Origin of the sequence: Microbacterium sp. M28, assembly GCF_025836995.1 — a bacterium.
Classification (GTDB): domain Bacteria; phylum Actinomycetota; class Actinomycetes; order Actinomycetales; family Microbacteriaceae; genus Microbacterium.
This window is the reverse complement of sequence record NZ_CP107546.1, coordinates 3,294,844-3,316,569: the sequence shown is the minus strand read 5'-3', so window position 1 is coordinate 3,316,569 and position 21,726 is coordinate 3,294,844. Positions and strand designations below refer to the sequence as shown.

Sequence of the window (21,726 nt, the reverse complement as noted above, 5' to 3'; positions counted from 1 at the left end):
ACGCCTCCTGCGCGACGTCACACGGCGACGTAGTCGAACTCCTGGAATGCCGCGACCTCCGGCACCCACCGCTCTGCCACGAATGCGACGTGCGCCGGATGCTGGTCATAAGCCGCGCACACGTCCTCGTTCGCGAAGACCATCGAGAACTGGAACGCGAGATCGCTCTTCGGGCTGACCTGCGCATGGATGCGGAAGTCCTCCACACCCGGGATGGAGGTCAGTGTCGTGCGCGCATCGCCGAGAAAGCCCGCTTCGGCCGGAGACCCTGCCGGGTGGACGAGGCGGAAGGTCACGGTGTGCTGAATGCGCGGCATGGTTTCATCCTGGCATCCATCGCGACAGGGCGACCGGAGCGAGCGCTCCGCCACGCCGATCGCGTGGCGGACGCAGTGGTTCTGCCACGCGCACGAACGATCCGATCAGAACGCGCGATCCGATCCTCCGGACCGTGTGAGGTCCTCCCGTTGCGCACCATCGATCGGCTGTAACAAACGCCGAGTACCGTGGCGGGGATGAGCCACAGCATCCGGATCGAATACTGCACGCAATGCTCCTGGATGCCGAGGGCCACCTGGGTCGCACAGGAGCTGTTGACGACATTCGTCGACGAGCTGCGCGGCGGCGGTGTGACCCTGGTTCCCGGAACGGGGGGCATCTTCGAGATCCAGGCGGACGGCGACCGGATCTGGTCGCGCGCTGACGACGACGGGTTCCCCGACATCGTCGAACTCAAGCGCCGGGTGCGCGATCGAATCGCCCCGGAGCGCGCGCTCGGTCACGCGGACCGCGCAGCGGCGCGCGCCGACGACACCGCATCGTGACGCACGTCTGACCGCGGAGCTCGCTTCACTCACGCGCACTCTTGGCAGGATGGAGGCCAGGACTCGAGAGGAGACGGCATGGCATCGCACTGGATCGCACCGGAATGGGGAACCCCCGACGTCTGGCGGTTCGAGGACTTCACCCCACCGGCACCGGGGGCGGGCGAGGTCACGATCCGCGTGCGTGCTGCCGGGGTGAACCCCGCCGATGCCAAGCATGTGGCGGCCGAGCGGCCGGGCGTGAGCCTGCCGGTGGCGATCGGGTACGAGGTCGCAGGCTCGATCACGGCGATCGGTCCTGACACCGAGATCGGCTCCGGCCCGGCATCCGTCGGCGATGAGGTGCTCGCGTTCCGGATCAGAGGCGGGTATGCGACCGAGGTCACCGTCCCCGCCGAGAAGGTCTTCCACAAGCCGGCCGCGTTGAGCCACCCCGAGGCCGCGAACCTGCTGCTCACCGGGACGACCGCCGCCGAGATGCTCTCGGTCACCCGTGTGGCACCGGGCGAGACCGTGCTCCTGCACGCGGCATCCGGAGCCGTCGGCGTGAGCGTCCTCCAGCAGGCGGCACTCGTCGGCGCGCGCGTGATCGGCACGGCGAGTCCGGCCCGTGCCGACGAGGTGCGCCGCTTCGGCGGCATCCCCGTCGCCTACGGAGACGGGCTGGCCGACCGCATCCGCGCGGCCATGGCGGATGTCGGAATCGATCGGATCGATGCCGCATTGGATGCTGTCGGCACCGACGAGGCCGTCGTCACGTCCCTCGCGTTCGTGCCAGACCGCTCGCGGATCGTCACGATCGCGGCTCCGGCATCCGCACGAGCCGAGGGCTTCACCGCGATCGCCGGATCGATGCCGGCCAGCGCGACGTTCCGCGACGAGGCGCGTGCCGGGTTGATCGAGCTCGCCGCCCGCGGCGAGCTCGTCGTGCCGGTCGCGCGGACGTATCCGTTGAGCGAGGCTCAGGCCGCCCACCGCTTCCTGAGCGAGGGGCACCCCGGCGGAGCGCTCGCGCTGATCCCCTGACGCGGTCGGCGACTCCGGCCTAGACCTTCCGGACGACTCCGTCGGATCCCCGGACCGCCGCTCTCGCATCGGCGAGGCGGCGCGAACCGGCCGGATACGGCAGCCGCTCTGCGAGCCCCTGGGCCGTGTCGAACTCCTCCTCGGCACGCGGCATCTGCCCGAGCGCCGCGAGCGCCGACGCGAGCGCGATGCGCACATCGACCTCGGTCAGCGCCTCTCCGGCGGCGGCAGCCCGCGCGAGCTCACCGCGGGCGATCCGCTCGGCCGTCGCCGCATCGCCGAGTCCGAGATGCGCGAGAGCCGTCGTGGTCGCCGATCCGCGCGGGAGCGCCGTGAGCAGATCGAGCGCCTCGGCGTGCGCACCGATCGCGACGAGCCATTCGGCGCGAGCCTGACCGATCTCGTCCAGCGCCTGCCGGTCGGAGGATTCCTCCGCGCTGGCCTGTGCGCGATCGAGCAGTTTGAGGGGACTCTCGCCCCGTCGCATGCGGACGCGCGCGAGCGCGACCAGCGCGTACGTCGTCGACAGTCCGGCCTCTCCCGCCGGTACAGCTGCAGCCGCGTTCGCGAACTCCTCGGCCCGGTCCACCTCCTCGACCAGGAGGTGCAGTTCGGCGAGGTTCGCCTGCTCGAAGGCCTGCATCCGCCTCTCACCCGATCGCGCAGCCAGTTCGAGCGCGTGCTGTCCGGTCTCGAGCGCCTCGTGCAGCCGGCCGGATCGACGTGCCTGCTCCCGTTGCACGGACAGCACCGACGCCAGGATCTGTGGATCGCCGTACGCCTGCGCATGCGGCAGCGCCTCGTCGGCGAAGGGACCCGCTTCGGCGAAGCGCCCGTCCAGCGCGAGGGACACCGCCTGGTACTGGATGGCCCGGGCGAGCAGTCCGCGGCGCTGAGGTTCGGCGGTCAGGCTCGCGGCGGTCCTCGCCAGCGCTGCCGAGGCCACAGCCTCGAGGTAACCGCCCACGACCAGAAGGGCGCGGGTGCGCGCGAGGTGGTGCGTCGCGGCGCTGAACGGTGCGGTGTCCGTCCGCGCAGGGTCGGCGTCGAGCACGGACAGCGCCACCTGCGCCATCGCGGTGCTCACGAGCACCTCGGCGATCCGGGCGGTCGCGAGAACGACGCCGTCCTGATCGCCGCGTCGGCGCAGTTCGCCGAGCGCCTCGTCGAGCACGGCGCGCGCCTCGTCGTACCGGCCCGTCCGTTTGAGCACGATGCTGCGGTCGAGGCGCACCCAGGCCGCCTCGGCGCTGACGGCGTCGAGGCGACTGATGAGCTCGGCGTAGTACAGGTCGGCGGTGTCGTTCGCGCTGAGAGCGGCGGCTCGTTCGGCCGCCTGACGCAGATACGTCGTGGCGCGAGGGTCATCAGCGCGGGCGAGGTGCATGGCGAGGGCATCGACCGCGTGCGGACGCCGGCGCAGGACCGCATCGGCATACGCGCTGTGCAGCACCTGGCGGCGCACCGCGGAGAGCTCGTCGTAGGCGGTGAGGCGGACGAGCGGATGCTGGAAGACCAGGCCGGGCACCGGACGACCGTCGATCACCACGTCGCGCTCGAAGAGCACGGCAGCGCGGAGCGCGGCATCCACCGCTTCGGCGACCTCGCCCGTCGACCAGGTCGGATGCAGAGCCTGCGTCGCGACCTCGACGACCTCGGCGGCCGCGGCCTCCCCACCCGCCGTCGCCACGATCTCGGCGACCCTCCTGGCCGCGGGACCGAGACGAGCCAGACGGGCCGCGACCAGGTTCCGCACCCCGGGCGAACGCGCCGCGCCGGGATCCTCCCGGCCGTTCTCGCGAGCGAGTTCGACCACGAACAGCGGATTGCCCAGCGACAGCTCCCAGACCCGATCGCTGATCTCTGTACCGGCGATGTCGGTCGCGAGCGCGAGACAGTCCGCCCTCCCGAGGCGTGGAAGCTCCAGCCACTCCAGCAGACCGTCTCTCGCGAGCGCGTCGAGGACGCCCCGGCGCGGATCCGCCGCAGACAGGTCCTCGCTCCGCAGGGTGGCGATGGCGTGCCAGCCCGGTCCGGAATCGTCGCGGTGGCGGAGGAGACTGCTCAGCAGCTGGAGGGTTCCGAGGTCTACGGCGTGCAGATCGTCGAGGACGAGGACCACCGGCGCCGAGCTCGCCAAGTCGTCCAGCAGGGCCGCGACGGCGTGGAACAGGCGACGTCGCTCGTCGTCCGGACTGCGCTGCATGCCGGGCACCGTGCCGCCGAGGCTCGGCAGGAGGGCGGCGAGTTCCGCGTACTCGTTGCCCGCGCGTGCCCGTTCGACCGCTGGGCGGCTGGAGAACCAGCCGTCCAGCGCCTCGACGATCGCGCCGTACGGCGGCTGACCCTCGGCGTCGCGGCCCGCGCCCCACAGCACGATGGCGCCGGCGTCGAGCGTTGCCCGCGCGGCCTCGGCGACCACGCGGGTCTTGCCGATACCGGACTCACCGGCGACGACGATCAGACCGGCGGCATCCGGAGCACTGAGCCGACCGATCGCCTCATCCCGTCCGCGGACGGGCGTGCCGCCTCGGATGCGCAGGGCCGGCGGAGCGGCGACCGCGACGCCGGTGGGCCGTGCCGCGTTGCCGTGGGTCTCGAGGGCACGCAGATGCAGTTGCTCGGTCTGCGAACCCGGCCGGATGCCGAGCTCCTCGTCGAGGGCCTCGCGGCACAGGTGGTACTGATGGATCGCCTGCCTGCGCAGTCCGAGCGACAGGTATGCGCGCATGATCGTGCGGTGGGCGCTCTCCTCGGCCGGTTGCCCGGCGAGCACGTCTCGTGCCACGGCGACGGCATCCTCGGCGCGGTCGCCGTCCAGGAGCGCCTCCGCCAGGGTCAGCAGCACGCGCAGCCGCGTCTGCGCCATCCGTTCGCGGGCCGGCTGCGCCCAGACCGCGTACCGATCCTCGGGCAGCACCTCGCCGGTCAGGGATGCCGTCGCCCTCGTCAGCTCCGGGATGCCGCGGATCCTCAACGCCTCGGCTGCGGAGCGTTCGGCCTCATCGACGTCGACCAGCACGAGACCCGGCTCGAGGCGCAGCATCGCACCGTCGCTCGTGAGATAGCTCGACGGCTGCCGGGGCGCGAGTTCGGGTTGCAGGGCGCGGCGCGCGGCGTGGAGCGCGACGCCGAGGCTGCGAGAGGCGGCGTCGGGTGCGGCATCGGGCCAGCATGCTGCGATGATCTGCTCGCGGTGCAGGCGGTGTCCCGGCGTGACCGCGAGCAGCTTCACGAGCGTGCGCGCGCTCGGACGCGACCACTGCTCCGGCAGCGGAACGCCGCCGTCGCGGGTCGCCCGGAAGCCGCCGAGCAGGTGCACGTGCAGGCGGGGCGCGCCGTGCGCCGCGGGGGCATCGGTCGCGGTCGCCATTCCTCTGAGGATACTCGCCGCATACGCGCGTCGGCCCCTCCTCCCCGGAGGGACAAGGGGCCGACGCGCGTAGCCGAGGCCGGTGTCAGGGCACGTCGATCGTGGTGACCACGAACTGCCGCATCGCGGTGAACGGCGTCGCGTACCCCGAGCCGAACAGGCCGGCGGCGCGGTCTGCGCCACGCGCGTCGAAGTTCAACGAGACGGCCTCGAGGCGCCCGTCGCCGTCGAGATCGGCGAGGGCGAGCTCGCGTCCGGCCGTCACGTTGATCGATGCCGTCGCCGGCTCGAATCCGCTCCCGGTCGAGGTCAGCAGCAACGACGCAGGGTACGAGGTCAGGCCTCCCTCCGAACCGGCGACGAGGATGCGCTCGCCGTCGGGGGAGGTCGCGAATCCGGCATCCTGCAGGGTCGACACCGTGCGCATCATCGATTCCTGACCGTCCGCGCGGAACGTCGTGACCCGACCCGTTGTCACGGCCATGAGGCCCTCGGGGCCGGCCAGCCACGCGCCCAGGTTGTGCGGCCCGCCCAGCAGCGAGGTGTGCAGCACGTCGCCGGTGCGGCCGTCCCGGATCTCCATGAACATCGTCGGCGCAGCAGCGGGAGTCTGGCGGCCGAGCCAGGTGTAGACCACCGCGTGCCCGTCCGCATACGAGATCTCGGGCGACGCGAAGGTGGCCGCGCGCTGCGTCGCCCCGTACACGACTCCGTCCAGTCCGAGAGCCGTCGGCGCGGACGGCGTCGCCGACCATTTCACGGCACCCGACTTCGCATCGAGGGCGACCGCAGCCGCCGAGACGTCGGCCGGCGCGAGCCCGAGCGAGCCGCGCGACGAGTACTCGGCGTACACGGTTCCCTCACCGAACGAGATGTCGCCGAACACGACGCCGTCCTGCGGAGCGTAGCTCCAGGCGCGCTTCCCGTCGCCGCGGTACGCGTGGATCGCATCGGTCGCGAGCACGACCTCGGCCTTGCCGTCGCCGTCCAGATCGGTCGCGGCGACCGTGCGAACGAACTGTCCATCGCCGTCGAACGTGCGGATCACCTTGCCGGTGTCCGCATCGATCACGGCAGCGGCCGTCTCGGCGGCGACGACGATCTCGTCGCGGCCGTCTCCCGTGACGTCGGCCCGGAGCAGTTCGTGCACCGAGCCGGGCACCGTGGCGGTCCAGACCGGCACGCGCTCGCCGTTCACGAGTGCGCGCCCGTCGTACGCGAAGACACCGCGCGAGTTGCCGCCGACGATGAGCTCGTCCGCGCCGTCTCCGGTGATGTCGATCGCCGTCGCCGACGACGAGTCGGCGGGCAGCGGTGTGATGGCGCTCTCCTTGCCCGAGCCGAGGTTGTAGGCGTGCACGTTCTGCAACGTGTCGACCGTGCGGACGCGCGTGTCCTTGCCGTCGACGATCACCTGCGACCACAGCTGGGACGCGGCAGTGCCGGTGTGCTCCCACTTGAGCGCACCGTTGGAGCCGGCCAGGGCCGAGATCCGGCCGTACCAGCTTCCGCTGCGGTTCGCGCCCGTCGCCGAGTCGGCGTCGTCGCGGTAGTTGACGATCACTCGGCCGTCGGCGATCTGCACACCCCAGGCCATGATTCCGGTGGCCGTGTTGTCGGCATCCCGCTTGAGCGTGCGCGACCAGAGCTGCGCGCCGGAGTCGCCGTCGAGCGCGCGGGTCGTCGTGGCGTTGAACTGCGCCGCGCCGTCGAGCGTCGCCTCGTTCACCACGATCTCGGCGCCGTCCGCACGATCGAGTTCGCCCAGCGCCGAGGCGAGCGGCATCGCGTTGACGCGCGTGTCGAGCACGGCGCGCGCGCCGTCCTCCAGCGCGTAGGTCACGACCTGGTACTGCACGCCCTCGTTGGCATCGGACTGCTCGAGCGCGACGAGGCGCTCGCGCGAGGCATCCAGACGCAGCTGGCGCGAGTACATCCGATCGGTCGCCGTCCATGCGACCTCGCCGGTGGCACTGTCGAGGATCAGCGTGTGACCGCTGGGCACCGTCTCAAGGGCGTCCTTGCGGCGGTTCCACGAGACCGCGATCAGCCCGTCGCCGACGGGCTCGATGTCGGCCCAGCCGGATGCCGTCGGAGCGTCCGGCTGGTAGGTCCACGTCGAGGCCACTTCGAGACGGTCACCCGCTCGGTCGAACGTCAGGCCGCTCATGGTCATCGCGGAGCCCGCTGGCGCGTTGATGTTGAACACGGGGGAGTCGGCGATGACGAGCGTGTCGTCGACGAGCTGGATCGAGTACACGGCCGCATAGAGGTTCGACCACAGCGTGTGGCCGTCGGCCCCGTCGACGATCGTGACGAACGTGCCGGTCGACAGCGCACCCTGCATCGGTCGGTACGGGTCCGACCCGACCGAGGCGGAGAAGGCGAGGTCGTCCACCCCGTCGCCTGTGAGGTCGCCGGTTGCGAAGCCGTCCTCAGATGCCGGTGTGAAAGGGCTGACCGCGTTGAACCCGACGACGATGCGCGCCGGGAACGGCTCGATCTGCCACGGCCGCACGGGCTTGACGCCCCAGTCGGCGAACCACGACGTGTTGTCGCGGCGCCAGACCTCGCCGCCATCAGCAGTGCGCCGCTGCAGCATGCCGAGTGAGTCGATCGCGAAGTAGTCGCCTGCGCCGCCGGCGGCGGGGACCGTCGCGGCCATGCCGTAGTTGCCCTCGACGGATGCGCGCACGGTGTGCTTCCAGCCGGTCCCCGCCGTCTCGTCGAGAAGCGTGTTCCCGTCGGCGGGGGACTCCTGCTCGGCACCGGGCTCCACCGCGCTGCCGAGTTCGGCGCCCGTGGCGGCATCCGATTCCGCTGCGCCGGTGAGGTCCTCGCGGTAGACGTCGGCCTGCGCCTGTGTGGTCAGGGACTCGATCTGCTCCGGAGACAGGACGAGCGGATCCTCGGTGCCGTCGGCCGCGAACGCCGGCGACACCATGCCGAACGACATCGCGACGGCCGCACAGGCGGCGGTGATGCCGATCGTTCGGCGTTGTGTGCGGGTGAACATCATGCTCCCTTTCGGATGAAGCTGATCGCCGAGCCGTCGGTGACGACGGACTCGTTGAAGGAGTACTGCAGTGCGTCGGTGCCGGCGGCGTTCTCGATGCCGATGGTGGCCGAGGAGCCGCGTTCGAGCGGAGAGGTGCCGACATCCTTGTACTGCAGGGTCACGGCTCCGGACTTCTCGTCGAAGACGACTTCGAACGAGAGGCGGATGCTCGTGTCGTCGGCGAGGGCGGCGTTGTTCCAGACGATCGCGAACCGGCGCGAGCCGGGTGCGCCCGTCGTCGCGGTCTGCACGCTCGCCTTCTTGTCGATCACGAGGTCGTCCCAGAACACGGCGATCGCGCCGTTCGGCGCGGCTGCCGTCGGCATGGCGCTGTTCGCGTAGTCGCCGACCCGTGGTGCGACGAAGTTCACGAGGCCGTTCGTGGTGACGGCTGCCGACGTGTACGTCGTCCCGTAGTGCGTCACCGGGAACGGCAGAGCGATCGTCTCGGCATCCTCGTCGCCCGAGACCGCCACCTTCGATGCGCCCTTGATCCACGAGTAGCTCGCGGGCAGACACGAGGTCCCCGCGGCATCCGTGCGGGCGGGGAGGTCGATGTCGTTCACGACGTCGCCGCCGACGGTCAGGCCGGCGCGCGAGACGCCGTTGCAGAGCACCGGGGCCGCAGGCGAGGCCGCGAGCGAGAACGAGCCCTCTGCCACGTCCGGCAGGGTGTATCGCCCCTGCGCGTCGGTCGTCACGGCGGCGACCGGGGTGTTCTCGACCGTCACGGTGACGCCGGCGATCGGTGCGCCGACGACGTCGCGCACGACGCCGGTGACGATGTGATGCGCAACCGAGGTCAGCGCGATGTCGTGCACGGCGTCATCCCCGGCGGCGACGGTGTAGCCGTCCTCCACGAGCGTCGCGTAGCCGTAGCCGCTCACCTCGAAGTCGAACGTGCCGGCCGGAAGCACCACGCGGTAGTGGCCGTTCGCGTCGGTCGTCGTGGTGCGCTCGAAGCCCTCGCCCGTCACCTTGACCGTCAGGTTCGACAGGATGGCATCCGTGGCTGCATCGGTGGCGGTGCCGGTGATGATCGCGCGGGTGTGCGGTGCGGCGTCGACGGCGGCGAGCACGTCGAGCCTGCCCTCGCCCCAGACGTTGTTGCGCGCGGGCGTGCCGCCGCAGTGGGTGTCGTCGACGTCGCGGGCCGTCCCGTTGAGCAGCGCCTGCGTCGCGTCGATGTCGCCGATCAGCGTCGGCGCCTCCGACCAGAGCAGTGCGACGGCGCCGGAGACGTGCGGGGTCGCCATCGAGGTGCCGTTCAGCGCGCTGTACCGGCTGCCCCGAACCGCGGAGCGCACGTTGACGCCCGGCGCCGAGATGTCGGGGCGGAGCGAGCCGTCCACCGGCGAAGGGCCGAAGCCGGAGAACGACGCGATCTTGCCGTTGACGTCATAGGCGCCGACGCCGTACACATCGCCGAGCCCGCCGGGTGCGTTCGTCGTCATGCAGGTGACACCGTCGCCATCGTTGCCGGCGGCGAAGGCCTCGAAGATGCCGGCCGCATTCCAGGCCGCGATGATGTCCGTGTAGAAGTATGCGTCGTCGCTGCCGCCCCAGGAGTTGTTGATGATGTCCGGGGCCAGGTCGGGACGCGGGTTCTGTCCGTTGCGATCAGTCGGGGCGAGCATCCACTGGCCGGCCGACAACAGGTACGAGTCGGAGCAGGACTTGCCCTCGCAGCCCTTGGCGGCGATCCACGTCGCGCCGGGGGCGACGCCGATGCCCTCGGCTCCGACCATCGTGCCCATGGTGTGCGTGCCGTGGTCGTTGTTGTCGCAGGGAGCGCTCGTGGGGCAGAGCCCGGTCGGGTCGAACCAGTTGTAATCGTGCGAGAAGGTTCCGTCGCCGAGGTTGCCCCGGTAGTTGCCCACCAGAGCGGGGTGGTCGTACTGCACACCGCTGTCGATGTTGGCGATGACGATCCCCTCGCCGGTGACGTCGTACTGCGACCAGACCTGATCGGCCTTCACATCGGCGATGCCCCATTCGACCGGAGTCTCGGCGGTGACGGCGGTGGTGCTCGTCGAGGCAGCCACCACGGTGTCATCGAGCGCGTAACTCTGCTCGGGGACGATCTGCGCGACGTCCTTGCGTGCGGCGAGATCCTCGATGATCTCGGCATCCGCGGAGGTCGCCCTGATCGCGTTCGTGATCCAGTACGGCTGGTACAATACGTCGTGCTTGTCGAGGAAGTTGCGCAGCGGCCGCTGCGTGTTGGCGGCCGTGGTCGTCAGCTCCTGGTACGCGAGCGTCGCCTTCTTCTCGTGACCCTTGGCCTTGCCGGCAGTCGCCAGGTCCGCCTTCTCGGTGAGGAGGATGTAGAACGTGGCGTCCTCGCCGCTTCGGGCGACGTCGAGGACGGACTGATCGATCTTGTCGGAGTGGTCGTCGGCCGGCGCTGCGGATGCCGGCGGCACGGCGACGAAGATCGCCGACGCCGCGGCTGCGGCCGCCAGCGACGCCACCCATCGGGTGGTTCTGGGCTTGTGCATGACGTGTTCCTTCGTGACGGGTGAGAACTGACCCGCTCACGAACGATCACTCGACGCCTACGGGATCGCAGCAGGCTATCGACGCGCTCTTACTGGGGAATTACCGGTGACATCCGGTGGATGGCGGTCCCAGGCGCGCGAGATCAGGGGCGCACGCGGACGGTGCGGCCTTCGAACGTCACCAGGTCGCCGTCGTGCAGCTGCCGTCCACGGCGCCGGTCGACCTCGCCGTTCACCTCGACGTAGCCGTCGATGATGACCTCTTTGGCGTCGCCGCCGGAGTCGAGAAGCCCGGCGAACTTGAGGAACTGGCCGAGGCGGATCATCTCTCCGCCGATGTGCACGTCTTCGATCGGGGCGTTGGAAGTCACGCTTGAATGCTAACCGCGTTCCGCATCCAGCTCGTCCTGGATCGAAGCGATGATCTCGGCCAGCGCGCCGGTGGCCAGCAGGCCAGGGCCGAGCGGTCCTGCGCTGTCCTCCCCGACATGCGGCAGCCGTCGCAGGGCCGCGCGCACGTCGTCCGTCATCGCGGCCACCTGCCATGCGACCTCACCCGCCACGGCATCCGGATCGTCGGGGGCTGCGAGCCCGGCGGCACTCGCGGCGTACGCGGCGGCGCCGAGCGCGTGCGCCCCCATGTGGGCGACGCCGGCGGCCTGCGCGGCGGAACGCGCCGACGCCACCGCGGCGGGTGCGGTCAGGCCGCGTGCGGCCCGACCGGCGACGAAGCGGCGGTGGATCTCCTCTGCGGCGGTGAGCTCGCCGCGTGCGAACGCCCGGGCGCGGGCGATCGCATCACGAGGGCGGTCGTCGTCGGAGCTCTCCGCTTCGAACAGCCCGAGCACCCGCTCGGCGCAGGATGCGGCCCAGTCCGCGACCGCGCGTCTCTCCTGCTCCGAAAGGGACTGCGGCGAACTCACGACGTCGCCCGTCGCCGCTCGGCCCTGGCGCGCGCGGCCTCGTGCGCGTCCCGCAGCAGTTCGAGGACCGAATCGGCCGTCCGCGCGTCGGGGTTCACGACCGAGATCCATCCGGCGTCGCCGTACACCGGATGCGGCACAAAGATATCGGGTTCGGCGGGATCGGCATCCGCTGCGGCGAGTGCGGCAGCGCGCTCCCGCGTCAGATGGATGTTGACCCGGAAGCGACCGGGGCCGTTCAGTCTGCTCCTCACATCGTCGGGGTAGTCCTTCGTGATGATCGTTCCGTACGGCTGAGTCCGTTCGGGCATCACGCCATCCGGGGCGTAGTAGAAGAACGCGTCGCCCCATGCGAGCGGAGGAAACGCGCTGCGCTCGTCCGGCTCGATCACGAGCGAACCGTCGAGTGCATGGATGTGATCGATGATCTCGTACATCTTCATACATCGATGATGGCGTTCATGTGCTTATGTGGAGTGCATGCCCGGGACGATGGGATTTCGCATACCGAACCCTCAAGAGCAGGTGTACACGACGATCGAGGTCGGCCGGATCACCGGTTACTCGACGCAGCAGATCCGCGACCTCGAGCGGCTCGGGGCGATACCCGAGGCCGAGCGCGGCGCGAACGGCTATCGGCGCTATCGGCCGCTGCATGTCACGGCTGCGCACGCCTACCGCGCTCTGGCGGCCGCGATCGGTCCCGTACCCGCCCGTCGGCTGATGCCGCGCCTGCTGCGGGGCTCCGTCGACGATGCCGCGGAACGCATCGACGCGCTTCATGCGGCGCTCGATCGCGAGCGGTCACGAGTGCGCGGCGCTCGCCGCGGCCTCGACGCCGTGCTCTCCGAGCCGGAGACGCCGTTCGACAAGCGCGACGTCATGACCATCGGTGAACTGGCGCAGGCCCTGGGAGTACGGTCGTCCGCCCTGCGGCACTGGGAGCAGGAAGGACTCGTCCGTCCGGAGCATGAGGCGCGAACCGGCGCGCGCCAGTACGGCGACCGCAGCATCGCCGAAGCCAGGATCGTCGCATCCCTGCGCGAGGGCGGCTATCCGATCCCTCGCATCCGTCAGGTGCTCGACCAGCTGCGCGAGCACGGGCTCAGCGCGCAGGCTCGGGAGCTCCTGGACGAACGCCTCAGGGCGCTGACTCGGCGAAGCGTCGAACTGCTCGCCGCCGCCAGCCATCTGCACGCGCTTCTCGCCGCTCGACTCGAGTGAGCGATGCCGCCGGCAGGGCGCGGCGGTTCAGTCCGCCGCATCCGTCCTGTGCACGGTCGGATCCGGCAGGATCGTCTCGATCTGCGGCTTCGCGTTCGCCTGCGCACGGCACCACACCACGAAACCGATCGCGGTGAAGACGCCGTAGAAGACGTACATGAATCCGGTCGCGTAATAGCCCGAGCTGAACAGCAGCGGCACCCCGACGACGTCGACGGCGATCCAGATCAGCCAGAACTCCGTGTATCCCTTCGCCATGCCATAGGTCGCCAGCAGCGAACCGACGAAGGTCCAGGCATCCGCCCAGACCGGCTCCCAGGAACCGAGCGCCCGGAACACCGGGGTGAGGGCGACCGTCCCCACGACGAGCACGACGACGAGGCCGACGCGCTCACCGTTGGATGCCCAGCGCGGCGTCAGCTGACCGCCGTTCTCGGTCGCGCGGCGCCAGCGGACCCAGCCGTAGATCGCGACGGCGATGAACATGATCTGCCGACCTGCCTGCCCGAGCAGTGCCGGCAGCGAGTGCGCCGGGTCGAGGATCGAGGCGAGGAAGACGGTGAGCAGCAGCAGGTTGCCGATGATGCCGATCGGCCAGGCCCAGACTTTCCGGCGCATGCCGCCCAGCGCGCTGGCGAGACCGAAGGCGTTGCCGACCACCTCTCGCACGAGCAGCGTCTGCCCACCGGGCAGCACCCACTGCGACGAGAAGGCGTCGACGAGCCAGTGCAGGAGTTCCATCGGGTCAAGTCTCTCAGGGGACGGCTCCGCTAACGCGTCAAAGGCGGCGCCACCGTTTCCCGCTGCACGAGCACGGGATCCAATGTGATGCGACGAGGCTCGCGCCGTCCGTCGAGCTGGTCCATCAGCAGCTCGACCGCAGCGCGGGCCTTCTCGGCGATGTCCTGCCGCACGGTGGTGAGCGACGGTGTCACCATGTCGGCGATCGGCAGGTCGTCGAAGCCGACCAGCGAGAAGTCCTCCGGCACTCGGATGCCGCGGCGAGCGAACGCCTTGATCAGACCGATCGCCAGGATGTCGGCGGTGACGACCGCGCCGGTGAACCGCGGCGATCGGCTGAGCAGATCCTCGGCCGCGGCATCCGCGTCGGCGAAGGTGAGATTCGCGACCACCCGCTGGGGGTCGGCGGACATGTCGTGCTCGGCGAGAGCCCGGGCGAACCCGGTGAAGCGGGCGTTGATGACGCCCGCGCTCGTCGCCCCAGGACCGACGAACGCGATCTCGCGGTGCCCCATGTCGAGCAGGTGCCGCGTCGCGGCGTAGCTTCCGCCGGCGTCGTCGATGCCGATCGTGGAGATCTCGGCATCCGTGTAGGCGTCGATGAAGACCATCGGCACGTCCTGGTGGCGGCGCAGCTGCTCGACCTCGTCGGCCAGCACGCCGAGGAACACGGCCCCGTCCACGTTCCAGGAACGCAGGCGGCGAGCGGTGTCGGCGGCATCCGTCGCGGCATGGATCATCAGGTGCTTACCGGCGGCGCTGACGTGACGTTCGATCTCACCGAGGAGCATCGCGTCGTGCGGATTGGAGAGTCCGAGGTCTCCCTCGGCGGCGGCGTAGTAGACGAGCGAGATGATCTCGCTGCGCGCCACCGACAGCGACCGTGCCGCGGCACTGGGCTGATAGTTCAGCTCGGCCGCAGCCTCGAGCACCCGCGTCCTGGTCGCCGCCGACACGCGACCGTCCCGACCGTTGAGCACGTTCGAGACGGTCATCTTCGAGACGCCGCATACTCGCGCGATATCCGCGATCGTCACCATGTCCGTCGTCCCCCTCGTCCCAAGACATCCTGCCCCTTGACGGGAACGGTCTCGCTGTTGCATCATAGTTTACCGGTAAAGGTATACCGGTAAACCTGACAAAGGAGTCCAGATGTTCCGACCAACGAGGCGCACCAGGGCCGCCGTGGCGATCGGTGCGGCCACAGCGCTCGCGGTGGCGTTGACGGCGTGCACGAGCGGCAGCGCCGGTGTCGAAGACACCGAAGCCGACAAGGGGCTGCCCATCGCAGGCGACACCCTGACCTACGATCCCAACACGCTGGTCAACGACGGCAAGCCCATCGAGCTGGAGTGGTGGGCCTGGAGCCACATCGAGCAGTTCCAGGCCATCGCAGACGCGTACCAGGAGATCCACCCCAACGTCACGATCAAGGTCGTGAACCAGCCATGGGAGGACTATTGGACCAAGCTCCCCCTTGAGCTGCAGTCCGACGGCGGCCCGGCGATCTTCAACGTGCACAACTCCCAGCACGACAACCTCATCGACAAGATGGAGCCGTACGACATCGACGCGGCCGACCTCGAAGCCGACTACACGGGCGCCGCCGCCCACGTCATCGACGGGGAGACGTACTACATCGACCTCGGCCTCATGAGCGGGTCGATCTACTACAACACCGACATGTGGAAGGCCGCCGGGCTGACCGACGCCGACATCCCGACCACCTGGGACGAGTTCCGCGAGGTCGCCGAGAAGCTCACCATCCGTGAGGGCGACGAGCTGCGCCAGGCCGGGTTCAACTTCAACGGCGGCGGCCAGGCGATGCAGATGGGCATGGCCTATCAACTCGGCCAGAACCTGTTCGCGGAAGACGGCACCACGCCCACGGTCGACAACGAGGCGAACCTCGAGGTCATCAACCGCTTCCTGGACATCTACGCCGACGGTTCGGGCGACGCGAACTTCGGCGCATCCGGCACGGAGAGCTTCGGTCAGGGCCTGTCGGCCATGACCTACGCGTGGGGCTGGTACTCCGGCACGCTGACCAACGACTACCCCGATCTGCCCTGGAGCGCCTTCCGCACGCCGGTCCCGGATGCCGCGGAAACGCCGTACGCCTTCGACCGCTACAACGGCGAGTCGACGTTCGGCATCAACGCCAACGCGACGGATGCCGAGAAGGAAGTGGCTCAGGACTTCCTGCGCTACTACCTGACCGACGAGGAGTCGATGAAGGAGCTCTCCCTGGCCTTCAGCATCTTCCCCGCGTACAAGCCGATCGCCGATGATCCGGCGTTCGCCGAGAACCCGGCGCTGGCGGCCTTCGGCGACATCGAGCGCTACATCTGGCCCGGTCCCGTGCCGGCGACCTTCGAGACGTCGACGGCCACCATGTGGGAAGAGATCCTCTTCAACGGCGTCGCCCCCGAGGACGCCCTCGCCACGGCGCAGGCGACCATCGAGAAGGACCTCGATGGCAAGGACTTCGTCTCCGCCGAGAACCTGTACGCGTTCTACGCCGCCAACTGAGCACACCCTCGCAGGAAGGAGCGCCCCCGGCCGCCACGGCGGCCGGGGGCGGCACCCGCATGACCCTTCAGACACCCACGCGCTCGGATGCCCCACAGGCGCCCACCGCGGTCACTCAGGCCACCCGCCGCATCAGGAAGCCGGCGAGCGAGCTGTGGCTGCGCAATCTCACGGTCGGCATCATCATGCTGTCTCTCGTGGTGCTGCTGCTGATCCCGATCGGCATCGCCTTCGTCGGCAGCTTCCACGACTGGAACCCGCTCAACGGCACGTTCGACTTCACCGGCATCGACAACTACACCGAGCTCTTCGCGGACGCGACCTTCTGGCGGGCCTCCGGCAACACGCTGATCTTCGGCATCCTGGCCATCGTCGGCCGCGTCGTGCTGGGGCTCGCGATCGCCTACGCGCTGTTCTCGAAGCTCAGCCGGTGGCGGACCTTCTTCCGGACGATCTTCTACCTGCCGACCGTGATGCCGCTGGTGGCCGTCGCGTTCCTGTGGACGCTCATGTACAACCCGCAGTTCGGTGCCATCAACACGCTGTTCGGCCTCGACATCAACTGGCTGTTCGACCAGCGCTACTCGCTGCTCGCGATCGTGATCATGACGATCTGGAAGGACTTCGGCTTCGCCGTCATCCTCTTCCTCGCCGGCCTCTACGCGATCCCCGAGGACGTGCTCGAGGCGGCATCCGTCGACGGTGCGAGCGCGTGGCGCGCGTTCTGGCACATCATCCTGCCGCTGCTGCGGCCGATGACCTTCTTCATCGTGATCACGTCGATGATCGGCTACCTGCAGGCGTTCGTGCAGGTGCTCGTGATGACCAACGGCGGCCCTGGCACCTCGACGCAGCTCATCTCGTTCATGATCTACGACCAGGCGTTCGTGAAGTACGACTTCGGCTACGCCTCCGCGATCGCCTTCGTGCTGCTGATCATCACCGCCGTGCTGACCGCCGCGTCCTGGCGGATGAACCAGTCGGCACTCGATGCCCCGCGGCGTCGACGGTTCGCCAAGCGCTCCGAAGGGAACCCCTCATGAAGGTGCGCGTCTTCGCGTTGAACGCGATGCTGCTGGTCGTGGGCCTGATCATCGTCCTTCCGTTCTTCTGGATGATCCTGTCGGCTTTCAAGTCCAACGCCGAGATCGTCGGATTCGATCAGACCTTCTTCCCGAAGGAATGGACGGTGGAGAACTTCATCTCGATCCAGACGAAGCTCGATTTCTTCCGGCTGTTCTTCAACAGCGTTCTCCTGTCGGTGACGATCACGGCGCTGTCGGTCTACACGAGCCTGGTCGGCGGCTTCGTGTTCTCGAAGTACCGCTTCCGCGGCCGCGGTCCGCTGTTCGCGGTGATCCTGTCGACCATGATGGTCACCTGGGCGGTCGTCATCATTCCCCGGTACACGATGTTCCGCGAGGTGGGACTCGCCGACAGCTACGCGTCCATCATCGTCCCCGCGGTCATCAGCGCGTTCGGCATCTTCATGATGCGCCAGAGCATGGATGCCGTGCCGGACGAGATCCTCGAGGCCGCGCGTATCGACGGGGCGTCGGAGTGGTTCATCTTCCACCGCATCGTCGCGCCGATGAGCGTCAACGCCATCTCCGCGCTGTCGATCTTCATCTTCCTCTGGGTCTGGGAGGACTACCTCTGGCCGTATCTGATGATCTCGTCCGAGGAGAAGCAGGTGCTCGCCGTCGGGCTCACGACCTTCAGAGGGCAGTACGGCACCGACTACGGTGGACTGTTCGCCGCCACGACACTGGCGATCGTGCCGGTGATGATCGTCTACATCGTGTTCCAGCGCCGGTTCATCGCCGGGGCTGCGAGCGCAGCACTGAAGGGTTGAGGATGCCGGTACGCACGAAGATCTCATTGTCGGACGGAGCGCCGGCGCCGGCGGCCGAGGCGGCGATCGTCACGGGTCCCGGATACCGCATCTCGGTCCTGACGGACCGTCTGATCCGCATCGAGTGGGATCCGCAGGAACGGTTCGTCGACGAGAAGACGCAGCAGGTGCTCAACCGCGCCTTCCCCGCGCCGGACTATCGGCTCGTGCGGGACGAGCACGGCATCGAGATCACCACCGCAAGCCTGCGGCTGAGGTACGACGAGCGGATGCCGAGCACGGCAGGGCTGTCGATCACGCTGCTCAACGGCGCCACCGATGTGCACTACACGACCTGGCGTCCGGGGCAGCAGTACCCGCAGACCCTGCCGCTGCGCGGGAACCTCGGCAGCACGGCGCGCACCCTCGACGAGGTCGACGGGGCGATCGAGATTCCCCCGGGAATCCTGTCGACCTTCGGCTTCGGCGTGCTCGACGACACGGAGTCGCTGCTGCTCGGGGAGGATGGCTGGATCCGCCCGCGGGACACCCAGGGACAGGACTTCTACTTCTTCGGCTACGGCCGCGACTTCGCCGCCGCGCTTCGCGCCTTCCACGAGCTCACCGGGCCGATTCCGCTCGTCCCGCGGTTCGCGCTGGGCAACTGGTGGAGCAGGTACTGGGCCTACGACGAACCCGAGTACCTCGCCCTCATGGCGCGGTTCCACGACGACGGCATCCCGCTCTCCGTCGCGGTGATCGACATGGACTGGCATCTCGTCGATGTCGATCCGGCCATCGGCACAGGCTGGACCGGGTACACCTGGAATCCCGCGCTCTTCCCCGATCCGGAACGCTTCCTCGGGGAGCTGCATGACCGCGGCCTCGCCGTCACGCTGAACCTGCATCCGGCAGACGGGATCCGCCGCCATGAGGCGTCGTACGAACGCGTCGCCGAGGCGATGGGGATCGACCCGTCGGTCGGGAATCCGATCGACTTCGATGTCGCCTCCCAGACCTTCATGGGCGCCTATCAGGACCACGTGCTCGGCCCGCTCGAGGACCAGGGCGTGGATTTCTGGTGGATCGACTGGCAATCGGGCGAGCACTCCCGGATGGCCGGTCTGGATCCGCTGTGGATGCTGAACCACACGCACTTCCACGCTTCAGCGCGGCACGGTCGCCGGCCGTTGACGTTCTCGCGTTACACCGAGCGCGGCGGACATCGCTATCCCGTGGGGTTCTCCGGCGACACGATCGTCAGCTGGGCCTCTCTCGCGTTCCAGCCCGAGTTCACGGCCACCGCCGCGAACGCCGGCTACACGTGGTGGAGCCACGACATCGGCGGTCATATGCACGGCGTGCACGACGTCGAATTGGCCGTTCGCTGGCTGCAGTTCGGCGTGCTCTCACCGATCAACCGGCTGCATTCCTCGGCCAACCCGTTCAGCTCGAAGGAGCCGTGGGCGTACGGCGAACCGGCCGCGACGGTCATGCGTCGCTACATGCGCCTGCGCCACCGGTTGATCCCGATGCTCTACACCGCGGCATGGGCGGCGCACCGCGACCACGTGAGCGTGGTGCGGCCGCTGTATCACGACGCCCCGCGCGAGCATGCGTCCTACCGGCATCCGCACGAGTATCTGCTCGGAGAGCATCTGCTCGTGGTCCCGATCACGGCGCCGCGGGAGCGGGCCTCCGAGCTCGCCACCGTGCGCGGCTGGCTGCCCGAGGGCGACTGGGTCGACCTGATCACCGGCCTGCGGTACCGCGGTTCACGCGAGGTGCTCCTGACGCGTTCGCTCGACGAGTTCCCGGTGCTCGCGCGTGCGGGTGCCGTCGTCCCCCTCGATGCGGATCCGATGTCGCACGCCGCCGACGCTCCGGAGCACCTGGAGCTTCTGGTGATCCCCGGCACGGCGACATCGACCCTGATCGAGGACGACGGTTCGGCCGCGCCGGAGCCGGGAACGCTGACGTTCAGCCAGACCCTCGAGGTGCGCGTCGACGGCCGCGCCGACCTCACGATCACGGCATCCCACAGCGGGGAGCCGATGCGCGCCCGACGGGTGTCGGTGCGGGTCCCAGGCGTGCGCGGCGCCGCGTCGGTGTCGCTCCAGAACGGGCGGGTGCTGTCCGCGAGGCTTCTCGCCGCCGACCCGGACGCGCTCGCGCCCGCGGGACTCGGCATCGATCTGGGCGAGATCTCCGTGGAGGACGGGTTCACGCTGCGGATCACGGGCGCCGAGCGGTCGGCGGCGTTCGATCCCGAGCGCGTCTTCGGCCAGCTGCAGCAGGCAGGGATCGGCTACGAAACCAAGCGGATCGCCTGGAGCGTCGTCACGGAACAGGGAGCACCGAACGCGCTCGCCGCGATGGACCTGCCTCCCGAGCTCCGGGATGCGCTGGTCGAGCAGCTGTCAGCGGTGCAGGCCTGGTGACCACCGCCGTCGCGCCGCCGACTCCGTAAGCTGGAGCGATGACGAAGAACACGATCTGGACCATCGTCGGCGTGATCGCGGCCGTGGTGATCGCCTGGTGGCTGGTGGGTGTGCTGTTCTCCGTGCTGTGGTTCATCGCGAAGCTCGCGATCGTCCTCGTCGTCGCCCTGGTCGTGTTCCTCGTGCTGCGCAGCGTGTTCAGCAGGAGCGACGTCTGACCCGGCCCCGGCACGCTCACCGCGACAGCTGCGCTCGCAGCACGGCGTACAGCGAGGGAATCGCCGCGCCGAAGATCAAAGCCAGGCCGGCACCGACGAGCGTCTCGACCGTCCGCTCGACGAATCGGACCCCCGGTGCCTGTTCCGACGTCGACAGGATCAGCGTCAGCGCGACCAGGGTGGTGAAGGCCGGCGCCACGTACCACCGGCTCTGCTGCATCGCGCTCATCGCGCCGATCGCGAGGGCGATGAGGAGCCCGGTCAGGACGCCACCCGGCTCGAACAGTGCGAAGACCACGGCGGCCATCGCCCCGAGGAAGACGGATGCCGAGCGACCGGCGCTGCGCAGGATCACCTGCCCTCGCGCGGGGCGCATGACCAGCAGCACCGTTGCCGTGGCCCATCCCACGTGCTCGACGTCGAGCAGATACCCCAGCGATGCGGCGATTCCGCTGGCCAGACCGAGCAGGATGCCGTAGCCGACGAGGTCGGCACCCCGGGTGATCGGCGGCGAGGGCGGCAGCGGCTCGTCACGCTCGGGCCAGAGGAGCGACACCAGCCAGGCGTACACGGAGCCCACGACGATGCAGCCGGCCATGACCGTCGTCGTCGGCAGGTCGGGGAAACTCAAGCCGATTCCCACCAGAGGCAGCACGAGTACGAGCAGCAGCTGCCCGACCCGGCCCCATCGGGTGCTGAGACTGGCCGCGATCGACATGACCAGCAGCGACGCGACAGCGACAGGCGGGACGCCGGTGAGCACCGAGCCGAGCAGCAGGCCGAGGGCGCTGAGTACGCCGACGATCGGCAGGATGGCCCGCCGGCTGCGGCGAGACGGAAGGCCGAAAGCCGCCGCCGGAAGCACGCCGATCGCGAGGGCGAGACCGGCTGTCGGAGAGAACGGTGCGACGAGGATGCCCGGCAACGCGAACACGACTCCGAGAGCGAAGCGCGACCACTGCCACGTCAATCCCGTCGGAGGGTGCATGACACCGTTATACACGGGCCGAACCATGGACGCGGATGCCGCG

General features: G+C 69.3%; 18 protein-coding genes. 8 read left to right on the top strand and 10 right to left on the bottom strand.

Annotation, left to right across the window (positions count from 1 at the left end; translation table 11 throughout):
* Positions 1 to 17 precede the first annotated feature (17 nt).
* Positions 18 to 317, bottom strand: coding sequence for a Dabb family protein (locus OED01_RS16090; protein WP_264156293.1), 300 nt, complete (start codon positions 315 to 317; stop codon positions 18 to 20).
* Between the two features lie 198 nt (positions 318 to 515).
* Here OED01_RS16090 and OED01_RS16085 point away from each other — a divergent pair, with 198 nt between their 5' ends.
* Positions 516 to 824 (top strand): Rdx family protein, encoded by a 309-nt coding sequence (locus tag OED01_RS16085; RefSeq protein ID WP_264156292.1) that lies wholly within the window; start codon positions 516 to 518, stop codon positions 822 to 824.
* 78 nt (positions 825 to 902) lie between these two features.
* Positions 903 to 1,850 (top strand): NADP-dependent oxidoreductase, encoded by a 948-nt coding sequence (locus tag OED01_RS16080; protein WP_264156291.1) that lies wholly within the window; start codon positions 903 to 905, stop codon positions 1,848 to 1,850.
* Between the two features lie 19 nt (positions 1,851 to 1,869).
* Here the strand turns inward: OED01_RS16080 and OED01_RS16075 are convergent, their stop codons facing one another.
* From OED01_RS16075 to OED01_RS16050, 6 genes are all read right to left on the bottom strand, one after another.
* The gene (locus tag OED01_RS16075) at positions 1,870 to 5,223 is read right to left on the bottom strand and encodes an AAA family ATPase (protein ID WP_264156290.1); all 3,354 of its coding nucleotides are present in this window, start codon (positions 5,221 to 5,223) and stop codon (positions 1,870 to 1,872) included.
* An 85-nt stretch (positions 5,224 to 5,308) separates the two neighbouring features.
* Positions 5,309 to 8,239, bottom strand: coding sequence for a hypothetical protein (locus OED01_RS16070; RefSeq protein ID WP_264156289.1), 2,931 nt, complete (start codon positions 8,237 to 8,239; stop codon positions 5,309 to 5,311).
* Positions 8,239 to 10,782 carry a S8 family serine peptidase gene (locus tag OED01_RS16065; protein ID WP_264156288.1) on the bottom strand — a complete coding sequence of 848 codons (2,544 nt, stop codon included), beginning with the start codon at positions 10,780 to 10,782 and terminating at the stop codon, positions 8,239 to 8,241. The genes OED01_RS16070 and OED01_RS16065 overlap by 1 nt, the downstream gene beginning before the upstream one ends.
* Before the next feature lie 143 nt (positions 10,783 to 10,925).
* Positions 10,926 to 11,153, bottom strand: coding sequence for an RNA-binding S4 domain-containing protein (locus OED01_RS16060; RefSeq protein WP_264156287.1), 228 nt, complete (start codon positions 11,151 to 11,153; stop codon positions 10,926 to 10,928).
* A gap of 9 nt (positions 11,154 to 11,162) precedes the next feature.
* On the bottom strand, positions 11,163 to 11,705 hold the full coding sequence (locus tag OED01_RS16055) for a putative immunity protein (protein WP_264156286.1): 543 nt from the start codon (positions 11,703 to 11,705) through the stop codon (positions 11,163 to 11,165).
* Positions 11,702 to 12,148, bottom strand: a complete 447-nt coding sequence (locus OED01_RS16050; RefSeq protein WP_264156285.1) for a DUF6194 family protein — start codon at positions 12,146 to 12,148, stop codon at positions 11,702 to 11,704. The genes OED01_RS16055 and OED01_RS16050 overlap by 4 nt, the downstream gene beginning before the upstream one ends.
* A gap of 82 nt (positions 12,149 to 12,230) precedes the next feature.
* Between OED01_RS16050 and OED01_RS16045 the strand changes: the two genes are divergently transcribed.
* Positions 12,231 to 12,929: a MerR family transcriptional regulator gene (locus OED01_RS16045; RefSeq protein ID WP_264156284.1), complete on the top strand. Its 699-nt coding sequence runs from the start codon at positions 12,231 to 12,233 to the stop codon at positions 12,927 to 12,929.
* 27 nt (positions 12,930 to 12,956) lie between these two features.
* On the opposite strand, the gene pnuC is transcribed toward OED01_RS16045, so the two are convergent.
* Together pnuC and OED01_RS16035 are read right to left on the bottom strand one after the other, a co-directional pair.
* Entirely contained in the window at positions 12,957 to 13,670 is a 714-nt protein-coding gene (pnuC, locus tag OED01_RS16040; protein WP_264156283.1) for a nicotinamide riboside transporter PnuC, read from the bottom strand.
* Positions 13,671 to 13,699: 29 nt separating this feature from the next.
* A complete protein-coding gene (locus tag OED01_RS16035) occupies positions 13,700 to 14,710 on the bottom strand; it encodes a LacI family DNA-binding transcriptional regulator (protein WP_264156282.1) in 1,011 nt (336 codons plus the stop codon).
* Positions 14,711 to 14,822: 112 nt separating this feature from the next.
* Here OED01_RS16035 and OED01_RS16030 point away from each other — a divergent pair, with 112 nt between their 5' ends.
* Genes OED01_RS16030 through OED01_RS16010 form a run of 5 tightly spaced genes read left to right on the top strand, consistent with a single transcriptional unit; the run spans position 14,823 to position 20,695 of the window.
* The gene (locus OED01_RS16030) at positions 14,823 to 16,202 is read left to right on the top strand and encodes an extracellular solute-binding protein (RefSeq protein WP_264156281.1); all 1,380 of its coding nucleotides are present in this window, start codon (positions 14,823 to 14,825) and stop codon (positions 16,200 to 16,202) included.
* 59 nt (positions 16,203 to 16,261) lie between these two features.
* Positions 16,262 to 17,245 (top strand): carbohydrate ABC transporter permease, encoded by a 984-nt coding sequence (locus OED01_RS16025; RefSeq protein WP_264156280.1) that lies wholly within the window; start codon positions 16,262 to 16,264, stop codon positions 17,243 to 17,245.
* Positions 17,242 to 18,057, top strand: coding sequence for a carbohydrate ABC transporter permease (locus OED01_RS16020; RefSeq protein WP_264156279.1), 816 nt, complete (start codon positions 17,242 to 17,244; stop codon positions 18,055 to 18,057). Before OED01_RS16025 ends, OED01_RS16020 begins: the two co-directional genes overlap by 4 nt.
* Positions 18,058 to 18,059: 2 nt before the next feature.
* Entirely contained in the window at positions 18,060 to 20,477 is a 2,418-nt protein-coding gene (locus OED01_RS16015) for a glycoside hydrolase family 31 protein (RefSeq protein WP_264156278.1), read from the top strand.
* 38 nt (positions 20,478 to 20,515) lie between these two features.
* Positions 20,516 to 20,695 (top strand): hypothetical protein, encoded by a 180-nt coding sequence (locus OED01_RS16010; protein WP_264156277.1) that lies wholly within the window; start codon positions 20,516 to 20,518, stop codon positions 20,693 to 20,695.
* 16 nt (positions 20,696 to 20,711) lie between these two features.
* Here the strand turns inward: OED01_RS16010 and OED01_RS16005 are convergent, their stop codons facing one another.
* Positions 20,712 to 21,683 carry an FUSC family protein gene (locus OED01_RS16005; protein ID WP_264156276.1) on the bottom strand — a complete coding sequence of 324 codons (972 nt, stop codon included), beginning with the start codon at positions 21,681 to 21,683 and terminating at the stop codon, positions 20,712 to 20,714.
* Positions 21,684 to 21,726 lie beyond the last annotated feature (43 nt).

Coding starts and splice junctions, on each gene's coding strand:
- pnuC (WP_264156283.1), bottom strand. CDS start 13,670: ATGGAACTCCTGCACTGGCTCGTCGACGCCTTCTCGTCGCAGTGGGTG.
- OED01_RS16010 (WP_264156277.1), top strand. CDS start 20,516: ATGACGAAGAACACGATCTGGACCATCGTCGGCGTGATCGCGGCCGTG.
- OED01_RS16085 (WP_264156292.1), top strand. CDS start 516: ATGAGCCACAGCATCCGGATCGAATACTGCACGCAATGCTCCTGGATG.
- OED01_RS16020 (WP_264156279.1), top strand. CDS start 17,242: ATGAAGGTGCGCGTCTTCGCGTTGAACGCGATGCTGCTGGTCGTGGGC.
- OED01_RS16065 (WP_264156288.1), bottom strand. CDS start 10,782: ATGCACAAGCCCAGAACCACCCGATGGGTGGCGTCGCTGGCGGCCGCA.
- OED01_RS16025 (WP_264156280.1), top strand. CDS start 16,262: ATGACCCTTCAGACACCCACGCGCTCGGATGCCCCACAGGCGCCCACC.
- OED01_RS16015 (WP_264156278.1), top strand. CDS start 18,060: ATGCCGGTACGCACGAAGATCTCATTGTCGGACGGAGCGCCGGCGCCG.
- OED01_RS16050 (WP_264156285.1), bottom strand. CDS start 12,148: ATGAAGATGTACGAGATCATCGATCACATCCATGCACTCGACGGTTCG.
- OED01_RS16005 (WP_264156276.1), bottom strand. CDS start 21,683: ATGCACCCTCCGACGGGATTGACGTGGCAGTGGTCGCGCTTCGCTCTC.
- OED01_RS16080 (WP_264156291.1), top strand. CDS start 903: ATGGCATCGCACTGGATCGCACCGGAATGGGGAACCCCCGACGTCTGG.
- OED01_RS16035 (WP_264156282.1), bottom strand. CDS start 14,710: ATGGTGACGATCGCGGATATCGCGCGAGTATGCGGCGTCTCGAAGATG.
- OED01_RS16070 (WP_264156289.1), bottom strand. CDS start 8,239: ATGTTCACCCGCACACAACGCCGAACGATCGGCATCACCGCCGCCTGT.
- OED01_RS16090 (WP_264156293.1), bottom strand. CDS start 317: ATGCCGCGCATTCAGCACACCGTGACCTTCCGCCTCGTCCACCCGGCA.
- OED01_RS16030 (WP_264156281.1), top strand. CDS start 14,823: ATGTTCCGACCAACGAGGCGCACCAGGGCCGCCGTGGCGATCGGTGCG.
- OED01_RS16075 (WP_264156290.1), bottom strand. CDS start 5,223: ATGGCGACCGCGACCGATGCCCCCGCGGCGCACGGCGCGCCCCGCCTG.